This is a genomic window from Frankia alni ACN14a, from assembly GCF_000058485.1.
Taxonomy (GTDB): domain Bacteria; phylum Actinomycetota; class Actinomycetes; order Frankiales; family Frankiaceae; genus Frankia; species Frankia alni.
Genome location: NC_008278.1, coordinates 719,934 through 741,101, shown reverse-complemented (window position 1 = coordinate 741,101; position 21,168 = coordinate 719,934). Strand labels below are relative to the sequence as shown.

The 21,168-nt window shown below is 74.7% G+C and carries 21 protein-coding genes; 13 read left to right on the top strand and 8 right to left on the bottom strand.

Annotation, left to right across the window (positions count from 1 at the left end; genetic code table 11):
* Positions 1-43: 43 nt before the first annotated feature.
* Complete coding sequence (locus FRAAL_RS02965) at positions 44-1,372, top strand: saccharopine dehydrogenase NADP-binding domain-containing protein (protein WP_011601927.1); 1,329 nt, start codon at positions 44-46, stop codon at positions 1,370-1,372.
* A gap of 21 nt (positions 1,373-1,393) precedes the next feature.
* On the opposite strand, the gene FRAAL_RS30175 is transcribed toward FRAAL_RS02965, so the two are convergent.
* Positions 1,394-3,019, bottom strand: coding sequence for a type I glutamate--ammonia ligase (locus FRAAL_RS30175; RefSeq protein WP_011601926.1), 1,626 nt, complete (start codon positions 3,017-3,019; stop codon positions 1,394-1,396).
* A gap of 432 nt (positions 3,020-3,451) precedes the next feature.
* Here FRAAL_RS30175 and FRAAL_RS02955 point away from each other — a divergent pair, with 432 nt between their 5' ends.
* Together FRAAL_RS02955 and FRAAL_RS02950 are read left to right on the top strand one after the other, a co-directional pair.
* The gene (locus FRAAL_RS02955) at positions 3,452-4,615 is read left to right on the top strand and encodes an amidohydrolase family protein (protein ID WP_041938746.1); all 1,164 of its coding nucleotides are present in this window, start codon (positions 3,452-3,454) and stop codon (positions 4,613-4,615) included.
* 243 nt (positions 4,616-4,858) lie between these two features.
* Positions 4,859-5,461, top strand: a complete 603-nt coding sequence (locus FRAAL_RS02950; RefSeq protein ID WP_231861477.1) for a DinB family protein — start codon at positions 4,859-4,861, stop codon at positions 5,459-5,461.
* Positions 5,462-5,590: 129 nt separating this feature from the next.
* On the opposite strand, the gene FRAAL_RS02945 is transcribed toward FRAAL_RS02950, so the two are convergent.
* Positions 5,591-6,067 carry a VOC family protein gene (locus tag FRAAL_RS02945; RefSeq protein ID WP_011601922.1) on the bottom strand — a complete coding sequence of 159 codons (477 nt, stop codon included), beginning with the start codon at positions 6,065-6,067 and terminating at the stop codon, positions 5,591-5,593.
* 98 nt (positions 6,068-6,165) lie between these two features.
* Between FRAAL_RS02945 and FRAAL_RS02940 the strand changes: the two genes are divergently transcribed.
* Positions 6,166-7,341 (top strand): helix-turn-helix transcriptional regulator, encoded by a 1,176-nt coding sequence (locus tag FRAAL_RS02940; protein ID WP_011601921.1) that lies wholly within the window; start codon positions 6,166-6,168, stop codon positions 7,339-7,341.
* On the opposite strand, the gene FRAAL_RS02935 is transcribed toward FRAAL_RS02940, so the two are convergent.
* Together FRAAL_RS02935 and FRAAL_RS02930 are read right to left on the bottom strand one after the other, a co-directional pair.
* Positions 7,278-8,810 (bottom strand): sensor histidine kinase, encoded by a 1,533-nt coding sequence (locus tag FRAAL_RS02935; protein ID WP_011601920.1) that lies wholly within the window; start codon positions 8,808-8,810, stop codon positions 7,278-7,280. The two genes, FRAAL_RS02940 and FRAAL_RS02935, sit on opposite strands and share 64 nt — an antisense overlap.
* Positions 8,807-9,529 carry a response regulator transcription factor gene (locus FRAAL_RS02930; RefSeq protein ID WP_011601919.1) on the bottom strand — a complete coding sequence of 241 codons (723 nt, stop codon included), beginning with the start codon at positions 9,527-9,529 and terminating at the stop codon, positions 8,807-8,809. Before FRAAL_RS02930 ends, FRAAL_RS02935 begins: the two co-directional genes overlap by 4 nt.
* A gap of 229 nt (positions 9,530-9,758) precedes the next feature.
* On the opposite strand from FRAAL_RS02930, the gene FRAAL_RS02925 reads away from it, so the two are divergent.
* Together FRAAL_RS02925 and FRAAL_RS02920 are read left to right on the top strand one after the other, a co-directional pair.
* On the top strand, positions 9,759-10,697 hold the full coding sequence (locus FRAAL_RS02925) for an acyl-ACP desaturase (protein ID WP_011601918.1): 939 nt from the start codon (positions 9,759-9,761) through the stop codon (positions 10,695-10,697).
* Between the two features lie 122 nt (positions 10,698-10,819).
* Positions 10,820-11,335, top strand: a complete 516-nt coding sequence (locus FRAAL_RS02920; protein WP_011601917.1) for a hypothetical protein — start codon at positions 10,820-10,822, stop codon at positions 11,333-11,335.
* Positions 11,336-11,395: 60 nt separating this feature from the next.
* Here FRAAL_RS02920 and FRAAL_RS02915 read toward each other — a convergent pair whose 3' ends face one another.
* The gene (locus FRAAL_RS02915; RefSeq protein WP_011601916.1) at positions 11,396-12,040 is read right to left on the bottom strand and encodes a dTMP kinase; all 645 of its coding nucleotides are present in this window, start codon (positions 12,038-12,040) and stop codon (positions 11,396-11,398) included.
* On the bottom strand, positions 12,037-12,480 hold the full coding sequence (locus FRAAL_RS02910) for a hypothetical protein (RefSeq protein WP_041938745.1): 444 nt from the start codon (positions 12,478-12,480) through the stop codon (positions 12,037-12,039). Before FRAAL_RS02910 ends, FRAAL_RS02915 begins: the two co-directional genes overlap by 4 nt.
* Before the next feature lie 244 nt (positions 12,481-12,724).
* Here FRAAL_RS02910 and FRAAL_RS34125 point away from each other — a divergent pair, with 244 nt between their 5' ends.
* The 7 genes from FRAAL_RS34125 to FRAAL_RS02875 all read left to right on the top strand — a co-directional run bounded on the left by FRAAL_RS34125 (position 12,725) and on the right by FRAAL_RS02875 (position 19,958).
* On the top strand, positions 12,725-14,329 hold the full coding sequence (locus tag FRAAL_RS34125; protein ID WP_050996992.1) for a sensor histidine kinase: 1,605 nt from the start codon (positions 12,725-12,727) through the stop codon (positions 14,327-14,329).
* Complete coding sequence (locus FRAAL_RS02900; RefSeq protein WP_011601913.1) at positions 14,326-14,967, top strand: response regulator; 642 nt, start codon at positions 14,326-14,328, stop codon at positions 14,965-14,967. Before FRAAL_RS34125 ends, FRAAL_RS02900 begins: the two co-directional genes overlap by 4 nt.
* A gap of 110 nt (positions 14,968-15,077) precedes the next feature.
* A complete protein-coding gene (locus FRAAL_RS02895) occupies positions 15,078-16,229 on the top strand; it encodes an ABC transporter ATP-binding protein (RefSeq protein WP_157891970.1) in 1,152 nt (383 codons plus the stop codon).
* Positions 16,226-17,047, top strand: coding sequence for an ABC-2 transporter permease family protein (locus FRAAL_RS02890; RefSeq protein ID WP_011601911.1), 822 nt, complete (start codon positions 16,226-16,228; stop codon positions 17,045-17,047). The genes FRAAL_RS02895 and FRAAL_RS02890 overlap by 4 nt, the downstream gene beginning before the upstream one ends.
* 143 nt (positions 17,048-17,190) lie before the next feature.
* Positions 17,191-18,339, top strand: coding sequence for a CD225/dispanin family protein (locus FRAAL_RS02885; RefSeq protein ID WP_011601910.1), 1,149 nt, complete (start codon positions 17,191-17,193; stop codon positions 18,337-18,339).
* 178 nt (positions 18,340-18,517) lie between these two features.
* Entirely contained in the window at positions 18,518-19,177 is a 660-nt protein-coding gene (locus tag FRAAL_RS02880; RefSeq protein ID WP_011601909.1) for a molybdopterin-dependent oxidoreductase, read from the top strand.
* Positions 19,164-19,958 carry a cytochrome b/b6 domain-containing protein gene (locus FRAAL_RS02875; protein ID WP_011601908.1) on the top strand — a complete coding sequence of 265 codons (795 nt, stop codon included), beginning with the start codon at positions 19,164-19,166 and terminating at the stop codon, positions 19,956-19,958. The genes FRAAL_RS02880 and FRAAL_RS02875 overlap by 14 nt, the downstream gene beginning before the upstream one ends.
* Here FRAAL_RS02875 and FRAAL_RS02870 read toward each other — a convergent pair.
* Together FRAAL_RS02870 and FRAAL_RS35710 are read right to left on the bottom strand one after the other, a co-directional pair.
* Positions 19,927-20,361, bottom strand: coding sequence for a CD225/dispanin family protein (locus FRAAL_RS02870; RefSeq protein WP_011601907.1), 435 nt, complete (start codon positions 20,359-20,361; stop codon positions 19,927-19,929). The genes FRAAL_RS02875 and FRAAL_RS02870 overlap by 32 nt on opposite strands.
* Before the next feature lie 12 nt (positions 20,362-20,373).
* Positions 20,374-21,141 carry a CD225/dispanin family protein gene (locus FRAAL_RS35710; protein WP_011601906.1) on the bottom strand — a complete coding sequence of 256 codons (768 nt, stop codon included), beginning with the start codon at positions 21,139-21,141 and terminating at the stop codon, positions 20,374-20,376.
* Positions 21,142-21,168: the final 27 nt, after the last annotated feature.

The window sequence follows — 21,168 nt, the reverse complement described above, 5'->3', positions numbered from 1 at the left end:
CACGATCGACTGTTCGGACTAACGTCACCACAAGGACGGCGCTATGGAGAACCAAGGCACGGCGGCAGCCGTGGCAGGCGGTACCCCCACGCCGCCGGAGAACTTCATGCAGTCGCCGGACTCCATGCCACCGGGCTCCCCGCCGACGGTCGCCGCGACCACGGGCGCCGAGACGACGGGCGCCGAGACGACGGGCGCCGAGACCACGGGGACCATCGTGGTGTTCGGGGCGACCGGCTACACGGGCCGGCTGGTCACCGCCGAGCTCGTCGCGGCCGGGCACCGGCCGGTGCTGGCCGGGCGCGCCGGCCCGCGGGTCGCCGCCCTCGCCGCCGCCCACGGCGGGCTGGCGACCGCCGTGGCCGACGCCGCCGACGCCGCAGCGCTGCGCCGGCTGCTGCGCGCGGGCGACGTGCTCGTCTCCACGGTCGGCCCGTTCGACCAGCTCGGCCGCCCGGCGGTGGCGGCGGCCGCGGCGGCGGGGGCGCACTACGTCGACTGCTCCGGCGAGGGGGCGTTCCTGCGCCACGTCTTCGCCGACGTCGGGCCGCGGGCGGCGGCGGCCGGCTGCGTGCTGCTCCCCGGCGCCGGCTTCGAGTTCGTACCGGGCAACCTCGCCGGCGCGCTGGCCCTGCACGCGGCCGGCGACGCGGCCCGCCGGCTCGACGTCGGCTACCTCGTCAGCGGGCCCACGGGGATGAGCTGCGGAACACGGGCGACGCTGCTGGCCGCCCTCGGCGACGGCGTCCTCGTCCTGCGCGGCGGCCGACTCGTGCAGCGCCCGCTCGCCCGGGAGGTGCGCGCGTTCTCCGCCCCCGCCGCCCGGGCCACGCCCGTCGACCAGGCCGGGACTGCCGGCCGGGCGCGGCCTGCCGATCAGGCGGTGCGGGGAGCCCGGCGCGGCGCGCTGTGGTCCGGCGGGGAGGCGATCACGCTGCCCCGCCTGGCGCCGGCGCTGACCGACGTCTCCACCTACTTCGGCGGCGGCGGTGATGGCGGTGCCCGGGCGGCGCAGGCGCTGTCGTTCCCGCTGGCCGGGCTGCGGCGCCTGCCACCGACGCGGGCGGCGCTCGACGCGCTGGCCCGCGCCGCCCGGTCGACCAGCGGGCGGGGCCCGGACGCGCCGAACCGGGCGCGCGCCGGGGTTCGGGTGATCGCCTGCGCCCGTGACGGCGCCGGCCGGGAGCTCGCCACCGCCGCGCTGGCCGGCCACGACCCGTACACGTTCACTGGGCGGATCATGGCCTGGATGGCGGGGCACCTTGCCGCGGGCACGGTCCGCCGCGTCGGCGCGCTCGGCCCGGTCGAGGCGTTCGGCCTGGCCGACCTGGAGCGGGCCGTCCAGGCAGCCGGGCTGCACCGCGTCGTCTGAGCGCGGGGCGGCGCTGCCGGGTCAGTAGCGCCAGCGGGTGGCGGCCACGACGGTGGCCGCGTCGGCGTCGGCGAACCGGTCGATCTCCGCGCGCCGGACCGTGGCGACGGTGTCGTGCAACGCCGGACCGCAGGCGCGGCGCAGGACGTCGTCTGCCGCGAAGGCGGCGACGGCCACGCCGAGGTCGGTCGGCAGCCGGGCGATGCCCCGCCGGGCCCGCTCGGCGGGGTCGAGCGAGGCCGGGTCGACGTCGACGGGCGGGGGAAGCCTCGCCGCGCCGTCCAGGCCGGCGTGGCCGGCGGCGAGCAGACCGGCCGCCACGAGGTAGGGGTTGGCGGCGAGATCGAAGCATTTGATCTCCAGGTTCGCCGCCCGGCCCCCGGCCGCCGGCGGGCCGGGGATCATCCGCAGCGCGGCCTCCCGGTTCTCCAGTCCCCAGCAGGCGTAGGCGCTCGCCCACTGGGACGGCACCAGCCGCAGATAGGAGGCCACGCTCGGCGCGCCGAGCGCCATCAGCGCGGGCAGCCGGGCGAGAATCCCGGCGGCGAACGCCTCGCCGGTCGCGGTCAGGCCACCCGGGCCGTTCCCGCCCCCCATCAGGTTGACCCGACCACCGCCGTGCCACCCGCCGCCCGCCGACGAGCCCCCCACCACCACGCCGCCCGCCGCAGTGCCCGGCCCCGCCCCGTATCCACCGAGGTACCCGCCGGGCCGGGCCGCACTGTCGCCACCAGCACCACCATCATCACCACTGCCACCCACGCCACTGCCACCCACGCCACTGCCGTCATCGCCATCGCCATCGCCCCACAGGCTCAGATGGACGTGCCCACCGTTGCCGACGCCGTCGGCGAGGACCTTCGGCGCGAACGAGGCGCGCAGGCCGTGGCGCCCGCTGACCGCGCGCACGGTCTCCTTCACCAGCACGCAGGTGTCCGCGGCGGCGAGCGGGTCCTGGGCGGCGACGGAGACCTCGAACTGGCCGGCCGCGTACTCGGGATGGATCTGCTCGACGACGAGCCCCTCCTCGGTCAGCGCCGCGACCACGTCGCGAAGGTAGTCACCGAGCTCGGCGACGCGGGTCATCCCGTAGGCGGGGCCACCGGCGGCGGGAGTGAACCCGTCGGCACCGGCCGGCGCGACGGCCCACTCGATCTCGAAGGCCATCGCGACCCGTAGCCCGCGTGCGGCCAGGCGCGCCGCCTCGACCCGAACGAGCTGCCGGGTGTCCTGGGGATGGGGCGCGCCGCTCTGATCACGGCGGTCCGCCGGCGCCCACGCCCACCCGGGTTGGGCGGCGAGCGCGGTCAGCCGGTCCAGGTCCGGATGCAGCCGCAGGTCGCCGACCGGGCCGCCGAGGGCGCCGCCGGCGACGCGGCCGGTGGTGATCCCGTCGTCGGCGCCGAACGCGTCGAACACCGGGGACGCGCCGACGCCCCACACCACCGCCCTGTCCAGCCGACCGACCGGCACGCCCTTCATCCGGGTGATGCCGCTGTTGTCGACGAAGGTGCAGGCGACGCAGACGACGCCGCGGACCTCCAGGTTCGTCGCCGCATGCCTGGCCGCGGCGGCGAGTCGGTCGCGCTCGCGGCCGCCGTTGGCGCTGATCCGCAGCGCGGCCCGGTCCCACGCAGGGTCGCTCACGATCGGCCTTCCCGCGGATGCCGCCTGCGGCACGGATATCGCTGTCCCACGGATGTCGCCTTCCCCACGGATCCCGCCCCGGGTGGGTCTCGCCTGGCACCATGCTCGCGCGCCCGCGGGCCCGATGTCGGGTGAGACACCGGACGAGACCCCGCCCACACCGGCCCAACCATTACGGAAAGTAAGCTTGAGTCGCGCTCCAGCCGGGATGCCCACCGTGCATCCGGCGGCCGTCCACGGAGTTGTCCACAGCTTTCGCCTCGGCAAGAAGATCTGAAAACACGCCAACATCACCGATGTTCGGGTCGACTGTCCCCAGGCAGGCCAAAGTAATCCACAAGTTATCCACAGGCCCTGCACACAGAGTTCGATTACACAAGGTGACGGCTTCGGCCAGGCATGACCACGCCGCCCGGCGGGGATCGGTCAGGGATGGGGCGCTCCGCAGGCGTCGGCCGACCCGACCTCGTCAACCTTGAGCTTGAGCTCGTCGACCATCACTGCCACGGCCTCGTCCGGCGTGACCTCACCCGCCCGGAGTTCGAGAGCATGCTCACCGAGGCCGATCGGCCCGGTCCACCCGGAACGACGCTGTTCGACAGCCAGATCGGCCTCGCCCTGCGGCGTTGGTGCGCCCCGGCGCTCGACCTGCCACCGCACTCCGATCCCGAGACCTACCTGGAGCGGCGGGCCGAACTCGGCCACGCCGAGGTGCACCGGCGGCTGCTCGGTGCGTCCGGAATCAGCACCTTCTGCGTCGACACCGGCTTCCAGCCCGAGCCGCTGACCTGCGCCGAGGACCTCGCCGCGTTCGCCGGCGGACGGGGGCTCGACGTCGTACGTCTCGAACGGATCGCGGAACGGGCAGCCGTGGACGTGCTCACCGGGCAGATCGGAGTCGCCCACCTCGCCGACACGGTGCGCGCCCGGCTGGCGGAGCGCACCCCGTCGACGGTCGCGGTGAAGTCGGTCGCGGCCTACCGTGCCGGGCTGGCCCTGCCGGCGCGGCGGCCCACCGATCGGGAGGTCGCCGCCGCCACCCGCACCTGGATCAACGAGATCCGGGGTGGCGCCGCGATCCGGCTGCACGACCCCGTACTGCATTCGTTCCTGATCTGGTGTGGGGTCGAGGCGCGGCTGCCGGTGCAGATCCACGTCGGCTACGGCGACGCCGATCTGGATCTCGCCCGCGGCAACCCGCTGCTGCTCACCGGCCTGCTGCGGGCGATCGCGCCGACCGAGGTCGCCGTCCTGCTCCTGCACTGCTATCCGTTCCACCGCGAGGCCGCCTACCTCGCCCAGGTGTTCGCCAACGTCCACCTCGACCTGGGGCTCGCGATCAACAACACGGGTCGCGGCTCCATCGGCCTGATCGCGCAGGCCCTCGAACTCGCCCCGTTCGGCAAGTTCCTGTTCTCCACCGACGCTTACGCGCTGGGCGAGCTGTTCCTGCTCGGCGCGACGCTGTTCCGCCGCGGCCTGGCCGCCTTCCTCGCCGACGGCATCGACGACGACGCCTGGACCGCCGCCGACGCCGCCCGGATCGCCCGACTCGTCTGCGCCGACAACGCCCGCCGCGTCTACGACCTGCGGTAGACGAGCGAGTACGAACCACGGCAGGGACCGGTCGCGGTGCGTCCTGCGCGGTCTGGCACCGGCGAACCGTGCGCATCGCATCGCACCGCAGGCAACCGTGCGGTCGCGGTCGCGCCGATCGCGGTTCCGCGGAACCGCACCGTGCCTGCACGCCTCTCATGATTGAGGCCAGGACTTGACCGCAATCGCCCCTAACGTCGACGTCAGCGGACCGACGACGAGAGGCGACAGACGATGACCACCATGAGCACCGACCCGACCACCGCCACCGGCCCGACCACGGCCACCGACGCGACCACGGCCGCCCCGGACGGGGGGCAGGGGGTCGCCACGGCCCGGCCCCCGCTCACCGGCGAGCGCGCCGATCTGCTGGCGAACCTGGCGCGGCGCCGTGCCTTCCTCCGGTTCACCGTGCAGAACCTCGACGACGAGCAGGCCTCGCGGCGCACCACGGTCAGCGAGCTGACCCTCGCCGGCCTGGTCAAGCATGTCGCCGTCATGGAGTACCAGTGGCTGGACTTCGTCCTCGTCGGCGCCGCGGCGTTCGACGGCGACATGACAGCTCGCGAGCAGAAGTTCCGCGAGGACTTCCAGCTGTCGCCCGGCGAGACGCTGGCCGGCGTGCTCGACCGCTTCGACGAGGTCGCCCGCCGCACCGAGCGGATCGTCGCCGAGGTCGCGGACCTCGACGACGCCCGTCCGCTGCCCGCGGCGCCCTGGTTCGAGCCCGGCGCAAGCTGGTCGGTGCGGCAGGTCCTGCTGCACCTCATCGCCGAGACCGCCCACCACTGCGGGCACGCCGACATCCTGCGCGAGTCCCTCGACGGCGCCCGCACCATGGGCTGACTACTTCACCTTCTTCACGCCCCACGCCCCCGGCCCCACGTCCCCCGCCGTGCGGCCGGGCCGCCGTCAGCCGGTCGCGGCGGCGGGCGTCGCGACGTTTGCGGCGACGGGGTCACGCCGGGCTCGGCGTCAGCCCGCGTCGGCGGGGGCGGCGGGGGGCGGCGGGCACAGGCAGAAGGGGTGCCCGGCGGGGTCGAGCAGCACCCGCCAGCGCTCGCCGCCGGGCTGAAACTCCGCCTGGGTGGCGCCGAGTTCCTCGGCGCGGCCGACGGCGGCGGGCAGGTCCGCGACCCGGAAGTCGAGATGGAACTGCTGCGGCGCCTCCTGATCCGGCCAACGCGGCGGGTGGTAGTCCGCCACCTGCTGGAACCCGATCATGATCTCGGTTCCCGGCGGGCTCAGGTAGGCCCAGGCGCCCGCGTCGTCCGCGCCGCCGACGCCCCAGCCGGTCAGTTCACCGTAGAAGGTCGCGAGCTCCTTGGCGTCCGGACAGTCGAGCATCAACCCTGCCCACGCCGCCGTCGCGACGCCCGCCGCAGGCGTCACGCCCTCGGCCACGGTGCCGCCGGGCGTCTCCGTTCTCGCTTCCGTTCCCGTTCCCGCCATGATGATCTCCCATCGGACCTGGTGGTGTTGCCTGTGCCACCCATCCTGGGCGGGATACCTGACTTCCTCTGTCAGGATTTGCGGGCGACAATGCGGGCGTGCGTGCCAGCCGGCTGCTGTCCGTCCTGATGCTGCTGCAGACGCGCGGCAAGCTGACGGCGCGCCAGCTCGCCGACGAGCTGGAGGTGTCCGTCCGGACCGTCCACCGGGACCTGGACTCCCTCGCGCAGGCCGGCGTCCCGGTTCTGGCCGACCGCGGCGTCACCGGCGGCTACCGGCTGCTTGCCGGCTACCGCACTCGACTGACGGGCCTGACCGCGGACGAGGCCGACTCGTTGTTCCTCGCCGGGATGCCGGGGGCCGCCGCCGAGCTGGGCCTCGGCGCCATGCTCGCGGCGGCCGAACTGAAACTGCTGGCGGCGCTGCCGGAGCCGCTGCGCGAGCGGGCCGGCCGGGTGCGCGAACGCTTCCACCTCGACGCGCCCGGCTGGTTCCGGGCGACCGAGGACACGCCGCTGCTCGCCGAGGTCGCCGACGCGGTCTGGGCGCAGCGCCGCCTCCGGGTCACCTACCGGCGCTGGCGGGCCCCCCGCGAGGTCGACCGCGTCCTCGACCCGCTCGGCCTCGTCCTCAAGGGCGGCACCTGGTACCTGGTCGCCGCCGCAGAAACGGCCGGCGACGCCAAGAAGACCGGCGACGCCAAGGAGACCGGCGACCGCGGAGAGACCGGCGACGGCGGAGAGACCGGCGACGGCGAGGAGACCGGCGACGGCGGGGGGACCGGCGACGGCGGGGGGACCGAGCAGGCGGGTGCGCCCGCGGGGACGCGGGTGTACCGGATCGGGAGGATCCTGTCGTTGGCGCCGACCGGGGAGGGGTTCGAGCGGTCGCCCGACTTCGACCTCGCCGCCTACTGGGCCGCCTGGACGGCCCGCTACGAGGCCGCGGTCTATCGTGCGACGGCGACCGTGCGCCTGTCCCCGGCCGGGCTCGCGCTGGCGCCGTACCGGCTGCCACCGGCCGTCAGCCGGAGCATCCGGGACAGCGCGGAGCCGCCGGACGGGGACGGGTGGGTCCGCGCGCGGCTGCCGATCGAGTCGGTCCGGCACGCGCAGGGCGAGCTGCTGGCGCTCGGCCCCGAGCTGGAGGTGGTCGATCCTCCGGAGCTGCGCGCCGCTCTGGCCCGCGCCGCCGCCGCCCTCGCCCGCCTCTACAGCACCGCGGCCCCGACGCCACCCGGCGCGGTCAGGCCGACGGCGTCACCCGGTAGCTGATGATCCGGTGGCAGCAGGAGGCGGAAGGTGCTGCCGGTGCCGACGGCGCTGATGACCTCGACCCGGCCGCCGTGGGCCTGCGCCGTCGCCGCGACGATCGACAGGCCCAGCCCGCTGCCGCCGCGGCCCTGGGCCCGGCTGTCCGCGGCCCGGTAGAAGCGGTCGAAGACGTGGTCGGCGACCTCGGGCGGCATGCCCGGCCCGTGGTCGATCACGTCCAGCACGGCGCCGCCCGGCGCGGGCCCGAGCCTGTGCCCGGGCCCTCCAGCACGCAGGCGCACCTCGACGGCCGCGTCGGGCGGAGTGTGGACGCGGGCGTTGGCGAGCAGGTTGCCGACGAGCTGGCGCAGCGCGTCCGGGTCGCCGAGCACGGGGCAGCTCGGCGGGAGCTCGGCGTGCACCGCACGCTGCGGGGCGGCGGCGCGCAGGTCGGCGACGGCGTCGCGGACGAGGTCGGCGAGGTCGAGCTCGACCCGCCGCATCGGCCGCTGCTCGTCGAGATGGGCGAGGTAGAGCAGGTCGTCGACGAGGTCACCCATCCGCGCCGCCTCCTGCTGGATGCGGCGCAGCGCCTGGTCGGCCTCGTCCGCCGGCACCATCCCGGCGCGCAGCAGGTCGGCATATCCGCGGATGGACGTCAGCGGCGTCCGCAGCTCGTGCGACGCCTCCGCGGCGAACCGACGCACCTGCTCCTGGGAGGCCACCCGCGCGTCGAACGCGGTCTGGATCTGGCCGAGCATCGCGTTGAGCGCCATCGCGAGCTGCCCGGTCTCGGAGCGGGGCGGCCCCGCCGGCACCCGCCGGTCGAGGTCGCCGCCGGCGATCGCCGCCGCGGTGCCGACCATCTGGCGCAACGGGCGCAGGCCGCGGGTGAGCCACAGCCAGGCCAGGGCGGCCACCGCGGCGAGCACGGCCGCCCCGACCGCCAGCTCGATGCGCACCAGCCGGCGCACCGTGTCCGCGACCGGCCGCAGCGGCAGCGCGACGAGCACCCGGGTGCCGCCCGGAAAGGCGCGCTGGACCGCCCGGTAACGCTCGCGATCGGCGACGACGGTGAAGGGAGCCGGGCTCCGCGGCGAGCCCGTGCCAGTACCGGCGCCGCCGCCGCCCGCCCCGCCGCTCGCACCGCCGATGCCGGCGCGCCCGGCGACGTCCAACAGCGGGGTGGCCGGCGGCGGGGGGCTCGCGGATCCGGCCACCCGCAGCACCGTGCCGTTGGCGCGGCGGATCTCCACCAGGTAGTCGGTGGGGCCCACGGCCCGCTCCATCCCGGCTCGGTCCAGCCTCGACGGGCGGGTCAGCAGGGTTGCGACCGGCAGCCGACCGAGCACCTCGGCGCGGCCGAGCTGCTGGTCGACGCGGTCGTAGAGATAGGAGCGCAGGGCGAACGCGCTCGCCGTGCCGGCGATGGTCAGGCCGAGGGCGCACAGCGCCACCAGCCCGGCCATCAGCTTCAGCCGCAGGGTCACCGGCCGGTCCCCGCCGCAGGCAGACGCAGCGCGTAACCGAAGCCGCGCTGCGTGTGGATGAGCGACGGCCCGTGCCGACCCAGCTTGCGTCGCAGGTAGCTGACGTACTGGTCGACCACCGTCGGCTCGCCCGCGAAGTCGTAGCTCCACACCGCGTCGAGGATCTGCACCCGGGACAGCACCCGGTTGGGGTTGGTCAGGAAGTACCGCAGCAGGGTGAACTCGGTCGGCGACAGCTCGATCGGCTCGCCGGCCCGGCGGACGACATGGGTGTCCGGGTCGAGTTCGACGTCGGCGAAGCGAAGGGTGGTGGCCGGCGGATCGGGTGCGGGCTCGGGCCGCGGCGGCGACGTCCGGCGCAGCACGGCCCGTACGCGGGCTACCAGCTCGTCCACCGCGAACGGCTTGGTGACGTAGTCGTCCCCGCCGTAGGTCAGCCCGGCGATCTTGTCGCGGTGGGCGTCGCGGGCGGTGAGGTAGACGACGGGCACGCTCTGGCCGCCGGCCCGCAGGGTCCGGCAGACCTCGAAGCCGTCGACGTCGGGCAGCATCACGTCGAGGATCATCAGGTCCGGACGGGCCTGGACCGCGAGCTGCAGCGCCGACCGCCCGGTCGCCGCGGTCAGGACGTCGAAGCCGTGGAAGCGCAGGGCCATCCGGAGCAGGTCGACGATGTTGGGTTCGTCGTCGACGACGAGCACCCGTGGGGCTGCGACCATGTCCGGCTCCCTCGTTGTCTCGTGGCTGGGCGGCCCGGATGCCGAGTTCATCGGAGCATCGTGAGAGTTCCGTGTGAAGGGGCTGGTATCGCAGGTCGGCGGGGCCCCCTCGGCCCGGTGGGAAAGCCCTGGTCGCGCAGGCGAACTGGCCGGGCGGAACAGTCCCGCGAGCGGGAATCCACACCCGTGGGACATGGTTGGCGGGCGTCCAGTCTGGAACAGTCTCCCAATGAGATCACTCACGGACACCGAGCTGATTCGCGAGCTGGAGCCCGTCGCCGAGGCGAACGTGAACCGGCATCTCGGCATCGCCACCGAGTGGATGCCGCACGACTACGTCCCCTGGAGCCTGGGCCGGGATTTCGACACCGTTCCCTGGGAGCCCGGCCAGTCGTCCCTGTCGAAGGCGGCGCAGATCGCCTTCGAGGTCAATCTGCTCACGGAGGACAATCTCCCGAGCTATCACCGGGTCATCGCGGACGGTTTCAGCCAGGATGGCGCCTGGGGCACCTGGGTGCACCGGTGGACGGCCGAGGAGGGCCGCCACGCGATCGCGATGCGCGACTACCTGATGGTCACCCGGGGGGTCGACCCGGTCGCCCTCGAACGTGACCGCATGTACCAGATGAGCCGGGGCTTCGATCGGCCCGGCATCACGCCGCTGCAGTCGATGGCGTACGTGTCCTTCCAGGAGCTGGCGACCCGGGTCAGCCACCGCAACACGGGGCGTTTCTGCGGGGAGCCTGTCGCCGAGAAGCTGCTGGCCCGCGTGGCCGCCGACGAGAACCTGCACATGATCTTCTACCGGAATCTCGTGGCCGCCGCGCTGGAGATCGCCCCGTCCCGGACGGTGGAGGCCATCCGGGACGAGATCCTCAATTTCGTGATGCCCGGCGTCGGCATCCGCGACTTCGGCCGCAAGGCCATCCAGATCGCCCGGGCCGGCATCTACAACCTGCGTGTCCACCATGACGACGTGGTGGCGCCGATCCTGCGCCAGTGGCGTTTCTTCGACCTGACGGGGCTGGACGCCGCGGGCGAACAAGCCCGCGAGGAGGTCGCCACCTTCCTCGCCGGCCTCGACGCGGCCGCCGCGCAGCAGCAGGAGAAGTTCGAACACACCCAGGCCCGACTGGCACGGCGCGCGCAGGCGTTGACCTCCGTCTGACCGGTGCGGTTCCGGGCGGGCTCTGCCGAGTGTCCGTAGTGCACGGATCAGGCGGTAGTGTCCCGATCTGAGGTACACGTGCTACGGTCCGGCCGTCGTCGCCGTCGACGGATGGAGCCCGCGTGAGCGTGCACCGAGGGAGCATCCACCGGATCACCTTCCCGCAGCTTGGCCTGGGGATCGTGGCCATCGCCGCCGTGGCCGTCGCGGTGCTGATCGGGCAGCGCGGCGCCGCCGCGCCGGACGACGCGGTCGGTGCCGGGGAGCCGACCCCCTCCGCCACCGGCGGCACCACCGCCGCGCCCGTGCCCGGCCGGCCTCCTGCGGGCCATCCCTCCTCCGCCGCTTCGGTCGTGGCCGGCGGAGGCACCACCTTGCCGTCGCTCGGGCGCAAGGACCCGGTGTCCCCGCCTCGGCCCGCCACCATCCGGCACTCGCCGGCGACGGCCCCGGCCTCGGTCGGCCCGAGTGCCGTCAGCACCGCGGGCGCCGGCCAGCCGGCCATGACCGCGGCGGCACCGTCCACGTCGCACCACACCCCGGCGCCCGCGCCGCACGACCACCGCTCGCGCGCCGATCCCGGCGTCGTCGTGCGCATGCCGCCGATCGTCCTGCCGAGCTGCCTCGTCGGCTGCTAGCCCGCATGCCCCTCGGTGATCTGTGAGTGTCAGGGTCCGGGGAGCCGCGACGCGACGCGATCAGCGCAGCAGGGCGCCGAGCCACCCCTCGATGAGGCCGACAGCGCTGTCCCGGTCGACGATCAACCAGGGCGAAATCCAGTTTCGGGCCGCCAGATCCTCGTACATCCGCGCACACCGCTCCTGCAGCCCGCCGTCGCTCTCGAAAGCGTCCAGCGGCCGGTCCGGGTCGTCGCCCGCCCGCGCCGCCGCGCCCGCCCGCGCCTTGGCGACCGGCACCCGCAGCAGCACCTGCAGGTCCGGGGCTGGCAGGGCCAGCGAGCCGAGTTCGAGATCGGCGACCCAGGCGGGGAAGCCCGCCCGCTCGGCCGCCGGCAGCCGCGCCGCGCCGTAGGCGGCGTTCGACGCGATGTACCGGTCGAGGATGACCACGTCGTTGGCGTCGGTCAGGGCGTCGAGCGCGGGCCGCGACGCCGCCCGGTCGAGCGCGAACATCATCGCCGTGGCGCGGGGGGCGGCGGCCAGCGGGGCGAGCCGCGCATCGCCCCCGAGCAGCCCGCGCATGGCCGGTCCGAGGGGCTCGGCGTCGTAGCGCGGGTAGGCGAGGGTCGCCACGCTGCGCCCGGCGTCGGTGAGCCGGGCGACGAGCCGGCCGGTCAGCGTGTTCTTGCCCGCCCCGTCGACACCTTCGATGGCGATGATCATCCGATCACCGGCTGCTGGCGGAAGTGTTCCACGACCGCGTCGGACCAGCTCAACAGCCGGCCGGCGAGGGCGGCGGGGACGCCCGCCCGGGCCGCCGCCGCCTCGATCCGGGCGTGGCGCAGCTCGGCCGGCAGCAGCGCCACCGCGCCCGCCTTGCCCTGGAAGGTCGCCCACAGCCCGGTGAGCGCCCTGCCGTCGATCGGCGGCAGGGCCGCGGCGGCGGTGCCGAGCACCGCGCGCGACCACCAGCCGTCCCCGCGGATGACCGCCGAGGCCGCCGGCTCGCCCCGCACCACGTCCAGCCCGCCGACGACCACATTGTTCGCGTTGCGGACCGCGACCAGGGGGTGCCGGTACTCCAACCGGTCGCCCCGATCGGCCAGGCAGGCCGCCAGATACCACAGTGACAGCAACGTCGGCGGCGTTCCCGACACGAGCATGCGGCCTCCCCGCCGACGGCATCCACCGGATCCGGTCGGGAGCGTAACAAGCCGGGCGCCTCCCGGTCGGCAGGCCGCGGCAGGTACGTCGGGGTGGCCAGGTCACGGCAGGCACGTCACGGCAGGGTCGGGGCAGGCAGGCAGGTCGGGGCAGGCAGGTCGGGGCAGGTACGTCGGGGCAGGTACGTCGAGTACGTCCAGGGACGGATGTCCCGACGCCACCGGCTCGCTACCGTCGACGGTGATGACGAGCACGGACAGATCGGCGGCCGCGCGGGCGCTGGCACTCGCGCGCCCGTCGCCGCCGCCCGGCCGCGCCCGGGTGCGACGCCGGGGCCCCCTGCGGACCGTGTGCGATGTCATGGCGCTGGTCGCCACCGCCGCCGTGGTCATCGGCGGGTCGAACGGTGCCGCCCAGGACCAGGTCCCACCCGCCCGGGCCCTCGACGCGCCGGCCTTCGTGCTGCTCACCCTGCTCACCGGGACCGTCCTGCTGCGCCGCCGCGTGCCGCTGGTGATGCTGCTCTCGACGAGCCTGCTGCTCGGTCTGTACTTCGCCGCCGGCTACCCGCACGGCCCGGCGGTCACTCCCCTGGTCGTGGCGGCGCTGTCCGTCGGCCTGCACCACGATCGGCGTGCGTCCCGGCGGGCGGTGCTGGTCGCGAACGTCGCCCTGCTGGTCGGGTCGGCCGTGGGCGATGCCCGCGGCTACGCCACCGGCGGCTGGGGGCTGGTGTTCGAGACGGTCGGCGGGATCGCGCTGTGCAGCGTGCCGGCGCTGGTCGGCGCACTGATCCGGCTCAACCGCGTCGCCGCGGCCCAGGCCGCCCAGGAGGCGACCGGACGCCGGATCGAGCAGGAACGACTGCGGATGGCGCGCGAGGTGCACGACGTGGTCGGGCACAGCCTGTCGGTCATCTCCTTGCAGGCCGCGGTGGCCCTGCACGTGCTGGACCGGCGGCCCGAGCAGGCCCAGGTGGCCCTGGAGGCGATCCGCCGCACGAGCGTCGACGCGCTCGACGAGCTGCGCTCCACCCTCGCCCTCACCCGCGCCGGCCAGCAGAGCGGCGGAACCGGCCAGCACGAGGGCGGCGGCACCGGCGCCGGCGACGGCCAGCACGAGGGCGGTGGCACCGACACCAGCATCACTCTCGTCAGCGGGCCCCGCGCAGGCGGGCCCCGCGCAGGCGGGGCCGTCGCGGTCGACGACCGCTCGCCCGTGGGCGAGCGGGCAGGATCGGGCGATCCCCGGGTCACGGCCGGTGCGAGCCCGCGGCCCGAGCCGCCGCTGACCGGGTTGGGCCGACTGCCGACCCTGCTGCACGAGGTGCGCCTGTGTGGCGTCCCGATCGAGCTCGTCACCGAGGACGACGGCGACCTGCTGACCGGGCTACCCGCCGACCTCGACCTGGCCGCCTACCGGATCATCCAGGAGTCGCTGACGAACGTCCTGCGCCACGCACCGCCGGGCCGAACCCGGGTCCGGGTGACCCTGGCCACGGCGGGAGGCCGGCTCGCCCTCGACGTCACCGACCGGCCCGAGCCACCCGAGCCGTCGCAGCCGGCACAGTCGCCACAGCCGGCACAGGCGTCCGGGCCGGCACAGGCGTCCGGGCCGGCACAGGCGTCCGGGCCGGCACAGGCGTCCGAGCGGGCGCAGGCGTCCGAGCGGGCGCACGACGCGCTCCCCGGCGGGCAGAGGCCGGGCGGCCAGGGACTGACGGGGTTGCGTGAACGCGCGGCGGAACTGGACGGGGTCCTGTTCGCCGGCCCGGGGCCCGGCGGCGGCTGGCAGGTCCGCGCCGAACTGCCGCTGCCGCGCCGCGAGCGGGCGCAGGTGCGCGCGTGATTCGCGTCGTGATCGCCGACGACCAGCCGCTGGTCCGGCTCGGGCTGCGGGTCCTCATCGAGACCGAGGACGATCTCGACCTCGTCGGCGAGGCCGAGGACGGTCGGGCTGCCGTCGACATCGTTCGAGCCACCCGGCCGGACGTGGTGCTGCTCGACATCCGCATGCCGGTGGTCGACGGCCTGGCGGCGCTGCGGACGATCGTGGCGGACCCACGGCTGGCCGCGACCAGGATCGTCATCGTCACCACCTTCGAGGTCGACGAGTACGTCTTCGAGGCCCTGCGCGCCGGCGCCTCGGGCTTCGTCCTCAAGGACACCGAGCCCGCGGACCTGCTGCGGGCGATCCGGGTGGTGGCGGCGGGCGAATCGCTGCTGTCGCCCACGGTGACAAGGCTCGTCATCGACACGTTCGCCCGCCGACCGGCGGTGACGGCCCCGGATCTGAGCGGGCTCACCGTACGTGAACGTGAGGTGATGAGCCTCGTCGGCCGTGGGATGTCCAACGACGAGATCGCCGCCCGCCTGGTGATCAGCCCGGCGACGGCCCGCACCCACGTCAGCCGGGTGATGGTGAAGCTGGCCGCCCGCGACCGGGCCCAGCTCGCCGTCCTGGCCAACCAGGCCGGCCTGGTCTGAGCCGGCACCTGGCGCGTACCGGGAACGCGGCCGGGACACGCTCGCTTGCGTACACCGGTGTCGTCCGCTGACGGACGACGTCCCCCGTTCGCGCCGGCACGCTGATCGGCATGACGACAACCACAGGCCGGCGCACCGCGGCGGCCCACCCTCACGGTCGGAGCGAGGTTCCCGTCCCCCGGCCCGACGGAGCCCTGGACGAGGCGGACCCGGCTCGCCGTCTCGCCATCGACGTCCGCGGCCTGACGAAACGGTACGGCCGGCGCACCGTGGTCAACGGGCTGGACGTCGCCGTTCCCGAAGGTGTCGTCGCCGGCTTCGTCGGGCCCAACGGCGCCGGCAAGACCACGACGCTGCGGATGCTGCTCGGTCTGGTCCGCCCCAGTGGCGGGCGCGGCACCGTGCTCGGCCGGCCGCTGCACGCGCCCGCCGCCTACCTGCCGCGGGTCGGCGCGCTGATCGAGAGTCCGGCGCTGTACCCGGCGCTGTCCGGGGCTCGCAACCTCACCGCGCTCGCCGCGCTCGGCGGCCAGGATCCCGCCCGGGTGGAGGGCATCCTCGACGAGGTGGGCCTGACCGGCCGCGGCGGCGACCGGGTGCGGTCCTACTCGCTGGGCATGAAGCAGCGACTCGCCATCGCCGCCGCCCTGCTCGCCGACCCGGACCTGCTGATCCTCGACGAGCCGACGAACGGTCTGGACCCCACCGGCATCCGCCAGATGCGCGAGCTCATCCGCACGCTGGCGGATGCCCCGTCCGGCGCGCCCGCCCCGTCCGGCGGCCCGAGCCGCACCCGCACGGTGCTGATCTCGTCGCACCTGCTCGCCGAGGTGGAGCAGATCTGCGACTGGCTGATCGTCGTCGAGGGCGGCCGGCTGGCCTACCAGGGCCCGACCGAGAACCTGATGGCCACCCGCACTCACGACGTCGTGCTGCGCCCCGAACACGACGAGGACCTCGCGCTGGTCGCGGACCTGCTCGCCGGCCTGTCCGTGCCGGCGGTCCGCGGGGCCCACGAGGTCGTCGCCAGCCTGAGCGCGGGGCCGTCGGACTCCCGGGAGCACGTTCGCCTGCTCGCCGGCATCAACCGGGCCGCCGCGGCCCACGGCATCACCCTCATCGAGATCTCGCCGCGCCGGCCCAGCCTGGAGGACCGCTACCAGAGCCTGGTCGCGCAGTCCCGCGCCGACGCCGCCGTCCCGCCTCCCCCGCACGTCACGCCTCCCCCGCACGTCACGACCAACGTGGAGACGGCCCGATGAACCTCGTCCTGGCGGCCCGGCGATCCCTGCGCGCCGAGCTGATCAAGCTGTGGCGGCCGAGCACCGCCGTCGCGATGGCGATTCTCGCCGTCCTCAGCGTGCTGTCCACCGCTCTGCTCTTCGGTCTGGCCGATGCCGGCGGACCCGGCGCGGCCGGCGCCGGCGGGTCGGGCGGCTTCGGCGTCACCACCGGCCAGGTGTCGGCGGCGGACGGGATGGCCCTCGGCTTCATCAGCGGCAGCACCTTCACCGGGCTGCTGATCTTCCTCGTCTTCGCGATCACCATCACCCTCGAGTACAGCCAGGGGACGCTGCGAACACTGTTCCTGCGCGAACCCCGCCGGCTGGGCTGGCTGGCCGGTCGGATGTCGGTGATGCTCGCCCTGACCGCCGCGGCGTTGATCGGCGCGGTCGTCCTGAGCGTGGGCGTCGGGTACGTCACCGCGACGCTGCGCGGGATCGACACGTCCGCCTGGTGGAGCGGCGACGGTGTGCGGCATCTCGCCTCGGGTTACCTCAACGCGCTGGTCGCCGCCGCCTTCTTCGGGGTGGCCGGCACGGTGCTCGGGCTCGTGCTGCGTTCGACCGCGCTCACCCTGGCGGTCGGGGTCGCCTGGACGTTCCCGATCGAGCACATCATCCAGGAGTCGTGGGGCGCGTCGAACCGGGTGTTGCCCGGCCTCGTGTTCGACGCGATCGGCCAGGGCGGCGTCAGCGACGCCGGCTACGGGACGGCGCTGCTCGTCGGTACGGCCTACGCGATGGGCGCCGCCCTGCTGGGCGCGATCACTCTGGCGCGCCGCGATGTCACCGCCTGATCACTCTTATGTCATGAGGGCAGACGCCCGGCCAGACAAAAGCCTATGATTACCACCTAACGTGCCCGGCTGACGACGACAGGGGATCGGATGGCGCCTCCGACACGGCAGCGGCGCTCCGCCGGCTGCGATCGCCCTGCCCGGTGAGCCCGTTCGACCGGCTCGTCCGCGAACTCGACGGGACCGACGCCTACGCCGTCCTCGGCGTGAGCCGGTCCGCCGACCGCGCCGAGATCCGCCGCGCCTACCGGGCCCGGGTCCGCGTCCACCACCCGGACAACCCGGCCAGCCGGCATCCCGGTTCGGTCCGCGCGATGCAGCTCATCGTCGCCTCGCACGAGCTGCTGGAGAAGTGGCGCGACGACTACGACGCCCGCACCGGCCGCCTCAGCCGCCCGCACCGGGACACACGCGCCACCCCGCCAGCCGCGTCCACCCCGCCGGCGACACCAACCGCACCGGCCGCACCGACCTCACCCGCCGCACCGACTTCGCCAACCGCATCGACTTCGCCAACCGCACCGGCCTCACCAGCCGCGGACGTCCGAGCCCGGCGCTCCGCCCACCGGGCCGCGGGCGCCGGGGAGACCACCGGCCACCATTTTTTCTCCAGCGGTCACCACTACTCGACCGGCTACCCGACGAGCCGGTCCCAGGGGCCGGGCACCCACCCCCATCGCCGGGCGGCCTGGCCGGCGTACCCGCCGATGCGGCCGGCCGGCGCAGCCGCCACCGCCCGCGCCGCGGGCTCCGCCACCCGCACCGACTCCACCACCCGGACCGACCCCGACCTCCGCACCGACCCCGACATCCGCGCGGGCTCCGACGTTCAGGCGGGCTTCGAAGTTCAGGCGGGCTTCGACATCCGCACCGGCTTCGGCATCCGCACCGGGAGCAGTTCCCGAGGCGAGAACGGCGTCCAGGCCGCGGGCGAGCCCTGGAGCGTGCCGGATCCGCGGCTCGATCCGCATGATCCACGGGCCTGGCTGCCGATCCGTACGCGGGCGGACGGCGAGGATCGACTGCCGCAGCGGCGAGCGCCCAGCCACCGGGCCGTGCGGGTTCGCAGCCACCTTGGTCTGTCCATCGTGGCGACCATCCTGTGCGCGCCGGTCGGGGCGTTCGGGCTGGTGTACTCGATGCGGACCAGCGAGCGGCTCGCCCGGGGGGACGTGGCCGGCGCGCGGCTGGCCTCCCGGCGCTGCCGTGCCTGGTGTCTGGCCGCCACCGCCGCCGGCGTCGTCCTGCTGGGCGTCCTGGCCGCCGTCGGGGGCCGCAACGGCCCGGGCTGACGGCGGCCCGCCCGGGCTGACGGCGGCCCGAACCTCAGGCCCGCCCGGGCTGACGGCGGCCCGAACCTTGGGGAACGCTGTCAATCGCCAGGGCCGCGGCCGGCCGCGCCGGCGGCGGTGTTCACTGGACGGTGTGGCATCCGAGGGTTCGCCGGTGGGACGACGGGTCGTCCTCGGCATGGTCGCCCTCGGTGCCGCGGGGGTCGCGTTCGGGGCGCCGGTGGAGCGAGCCGTCGAGCGGGTGGTCACCCCGATCCGCGAGAAGGACCCGACGGGGCTGTCCGATCTCGTGCCCGTCGGGGGTTTCCGCTACTACACGGTGACCTCCAGCGTCCCCAGGCTCGGCCCGGACGACTACCGGCTGCGCGTGCACGGCCTGGTCGACCGGCCGATGACGCTGACGCTGGCCGATCTCGCCCGGATGCGGCAGACGACCCTCGTGCGCGATTTCCAGTGCGTGACGGGCTGGCGGGTCGGGGCGGTGCACTGGTCGGGCGTGCTGCTGCGCGACCTGCTCGCGGCGGCCGGCGTCCAGCCCGCCGCCACCGCGCTGACCTTCCGTTCCTTCGACGGCGTCTACACCGAAAGCCTCACCCTCGCCCAGGCCACCCGGCCGGACGTCCTGGTAGCCCTGACCATGCTCGGCGCGCCGGTGACGCACGACCACGGCGGGCCCGTCCGCCTGTACGTGGCGCCGATGTACGGCTACAAGTCGATCAAATGGCTGGGCGAGATCGAGGTGGTCGACACGGTCACCCCGGGCTACTGGGAACGCCAGGGGTACGACGTCGACGGCTGGGTCGGCCGGTCGAACGGCCGGGCCGATGAAGCCGTCTGATCCGCCGCCGTCGCCCGCCGACCTACCCGCGCCCGGTTCGGGGCGGATCGCGACCCCGTCGGGCCTGGTCCGCCGGTTCGGCCGGGTGCCCCGGTGGGTGCACTGGCTGACCGCGGCCCTGATGGGCTGCTGCCTGCTCACGGGCGCCACGCTCTACCTGCCGCCGCTGGCCCGGTTGGTCGGTCGCCGCCAGCTCGTCGAGACCGTTCATCTCTATGCCGGGCTCGCCCTGCCGGTGCCGATGCTCGTCGCCGCCGTCTCGGCCGGCTACCGCCGCGACCTGCGGGCGCTCAACCGGTTCACCGCGGCCGACCGCGCCTGGCTGCGCGCCAGCCTGCGGTTCGGTTCCTGGCGGCGGGCCGCCGCCCGGGCCCGGATCGTGGCCGGCGTCGGGAAGTTCAACGCCGGGCAGAAGCTGTTCGCCGCCTTCGTCGCGGGGGGCGCCCTCGTGATGCTCGGTACCGGCATGATCATGCAGTGGGGAGCCGGGCCGCTGGGCCCGATCCCGATCGGCTACCGCACCGGCGCCACGTTCGTGCACGACCTGCTTGCCTACGGTCTGTTCTTCGGGGTCGTCGGGCACCTGTGGATGGCGGCCCACGACCCGGTCGCACGGGTCGGAATTCGCACCGGCACGGTGCCGGTCTGGTGGGCCGCCCGGGAGCATCCCGCCTGGGCGCCGGCGCCGGCCGTCCCGTCCCGCCCCGCGCCAGGCGAGACCGTGGGTCGGGACGGCGACAGCGGCGGGATCAGTCGTTGCGCGACACGATCGCCACAGTGATCACAATGGCGACGACGTAGACCAGCAGGACCACCACGAAGGCGATGAGCGAGATGACGCACCAGCGCCTGGCCCGGCCCGACGCCTCCCGGGCACCCGCGAGATTGCCGGCCTGCAGCCGCGTCTGGGTCTGCGTCGCGTAGACGATCGCCACGATCCCCGTGGGCAGGCAGCACAGCAGCGTCGCGACGAGCGACTGCCAGAGGTAGGTCCGGATGGGCCGGTCCTCGGCGGGCGTCGCGACCGCGCCGCCCGCCTCCGGCGGCGGCCAGCCACCCGGTTCCCCCTGCGGCCAACCACCCGGCTGACCGAACCCGCCGGACTGATCAAACCCGCCGGACTGATCGAACCCGCCGAGCTGGCCGGCGGGGTCCGGACGTTCACCACCGGGCGGACTGGACACCGCGGGGCGCCGTCAGACCGCAGCCGGCCCGAGCGTCGAGTACGACGTGCTCGAGCTGCTGTCGAAGCCGCCGACCAGGGCCACCACGAGAAAGATCACGAACGACGCGACACCGGCGATCGCCGAGATGATGCACCACATCCGCGCCTTCTTCGAGGCGTCGAGCGCCCCGTTGAGGTCGCCCATCTGCCGGCGACCGTCGACCTTGGTCGCATAGACGATCGCCACGACCCCGGCAGGCAGGCAGCACAGGACGGTCACGACGATCGACTGCCACAGGTAGTTCGAGATCGGCCGGCCATACGGCGGCGGCGGGCCGAACCCGCCGGGGGCACCGTAGCCCCCGGGAGCCCCGTAGCCGGGCGGCGCTCCGTAGCCTTCCGGGCTGCCGAAGCCCTGCGGCGCCCCGTACCCGCCCGGCGGCGGTCCGTAGCCGGGCACCGGAGCTCCGTAGCCGCCCTGCTCGTAGCCACCCTGACCCTGGCCGTAGCCGCCCTGACCGTAGCCGCCCTGACCCTGGTCCTGACCTGGGCCGTAGCCGCCCTGACCGTAGCCGCCCTGACTCTGGCCTGGGCCTGGGCCGTAGCCGCCCTGGCCCTGCTCATAGCCGCCCTGGCCCTGGCCGTAGCCACCCTGGCCCTGCTCGTAGCCACCCTGACCCTGGCCGTAGCCGCCCTGACCCTGGTCCTGACCTGGGCCGTAGCCGCCCTGGCCCTGGCCACCCTGGTCGTGACCGCCCTGCGGGTACCCGCCCGGCGGGTACTCGGGTGGCTGGGACATACGGTGCGCTCCTGATGTCGGCGGGGC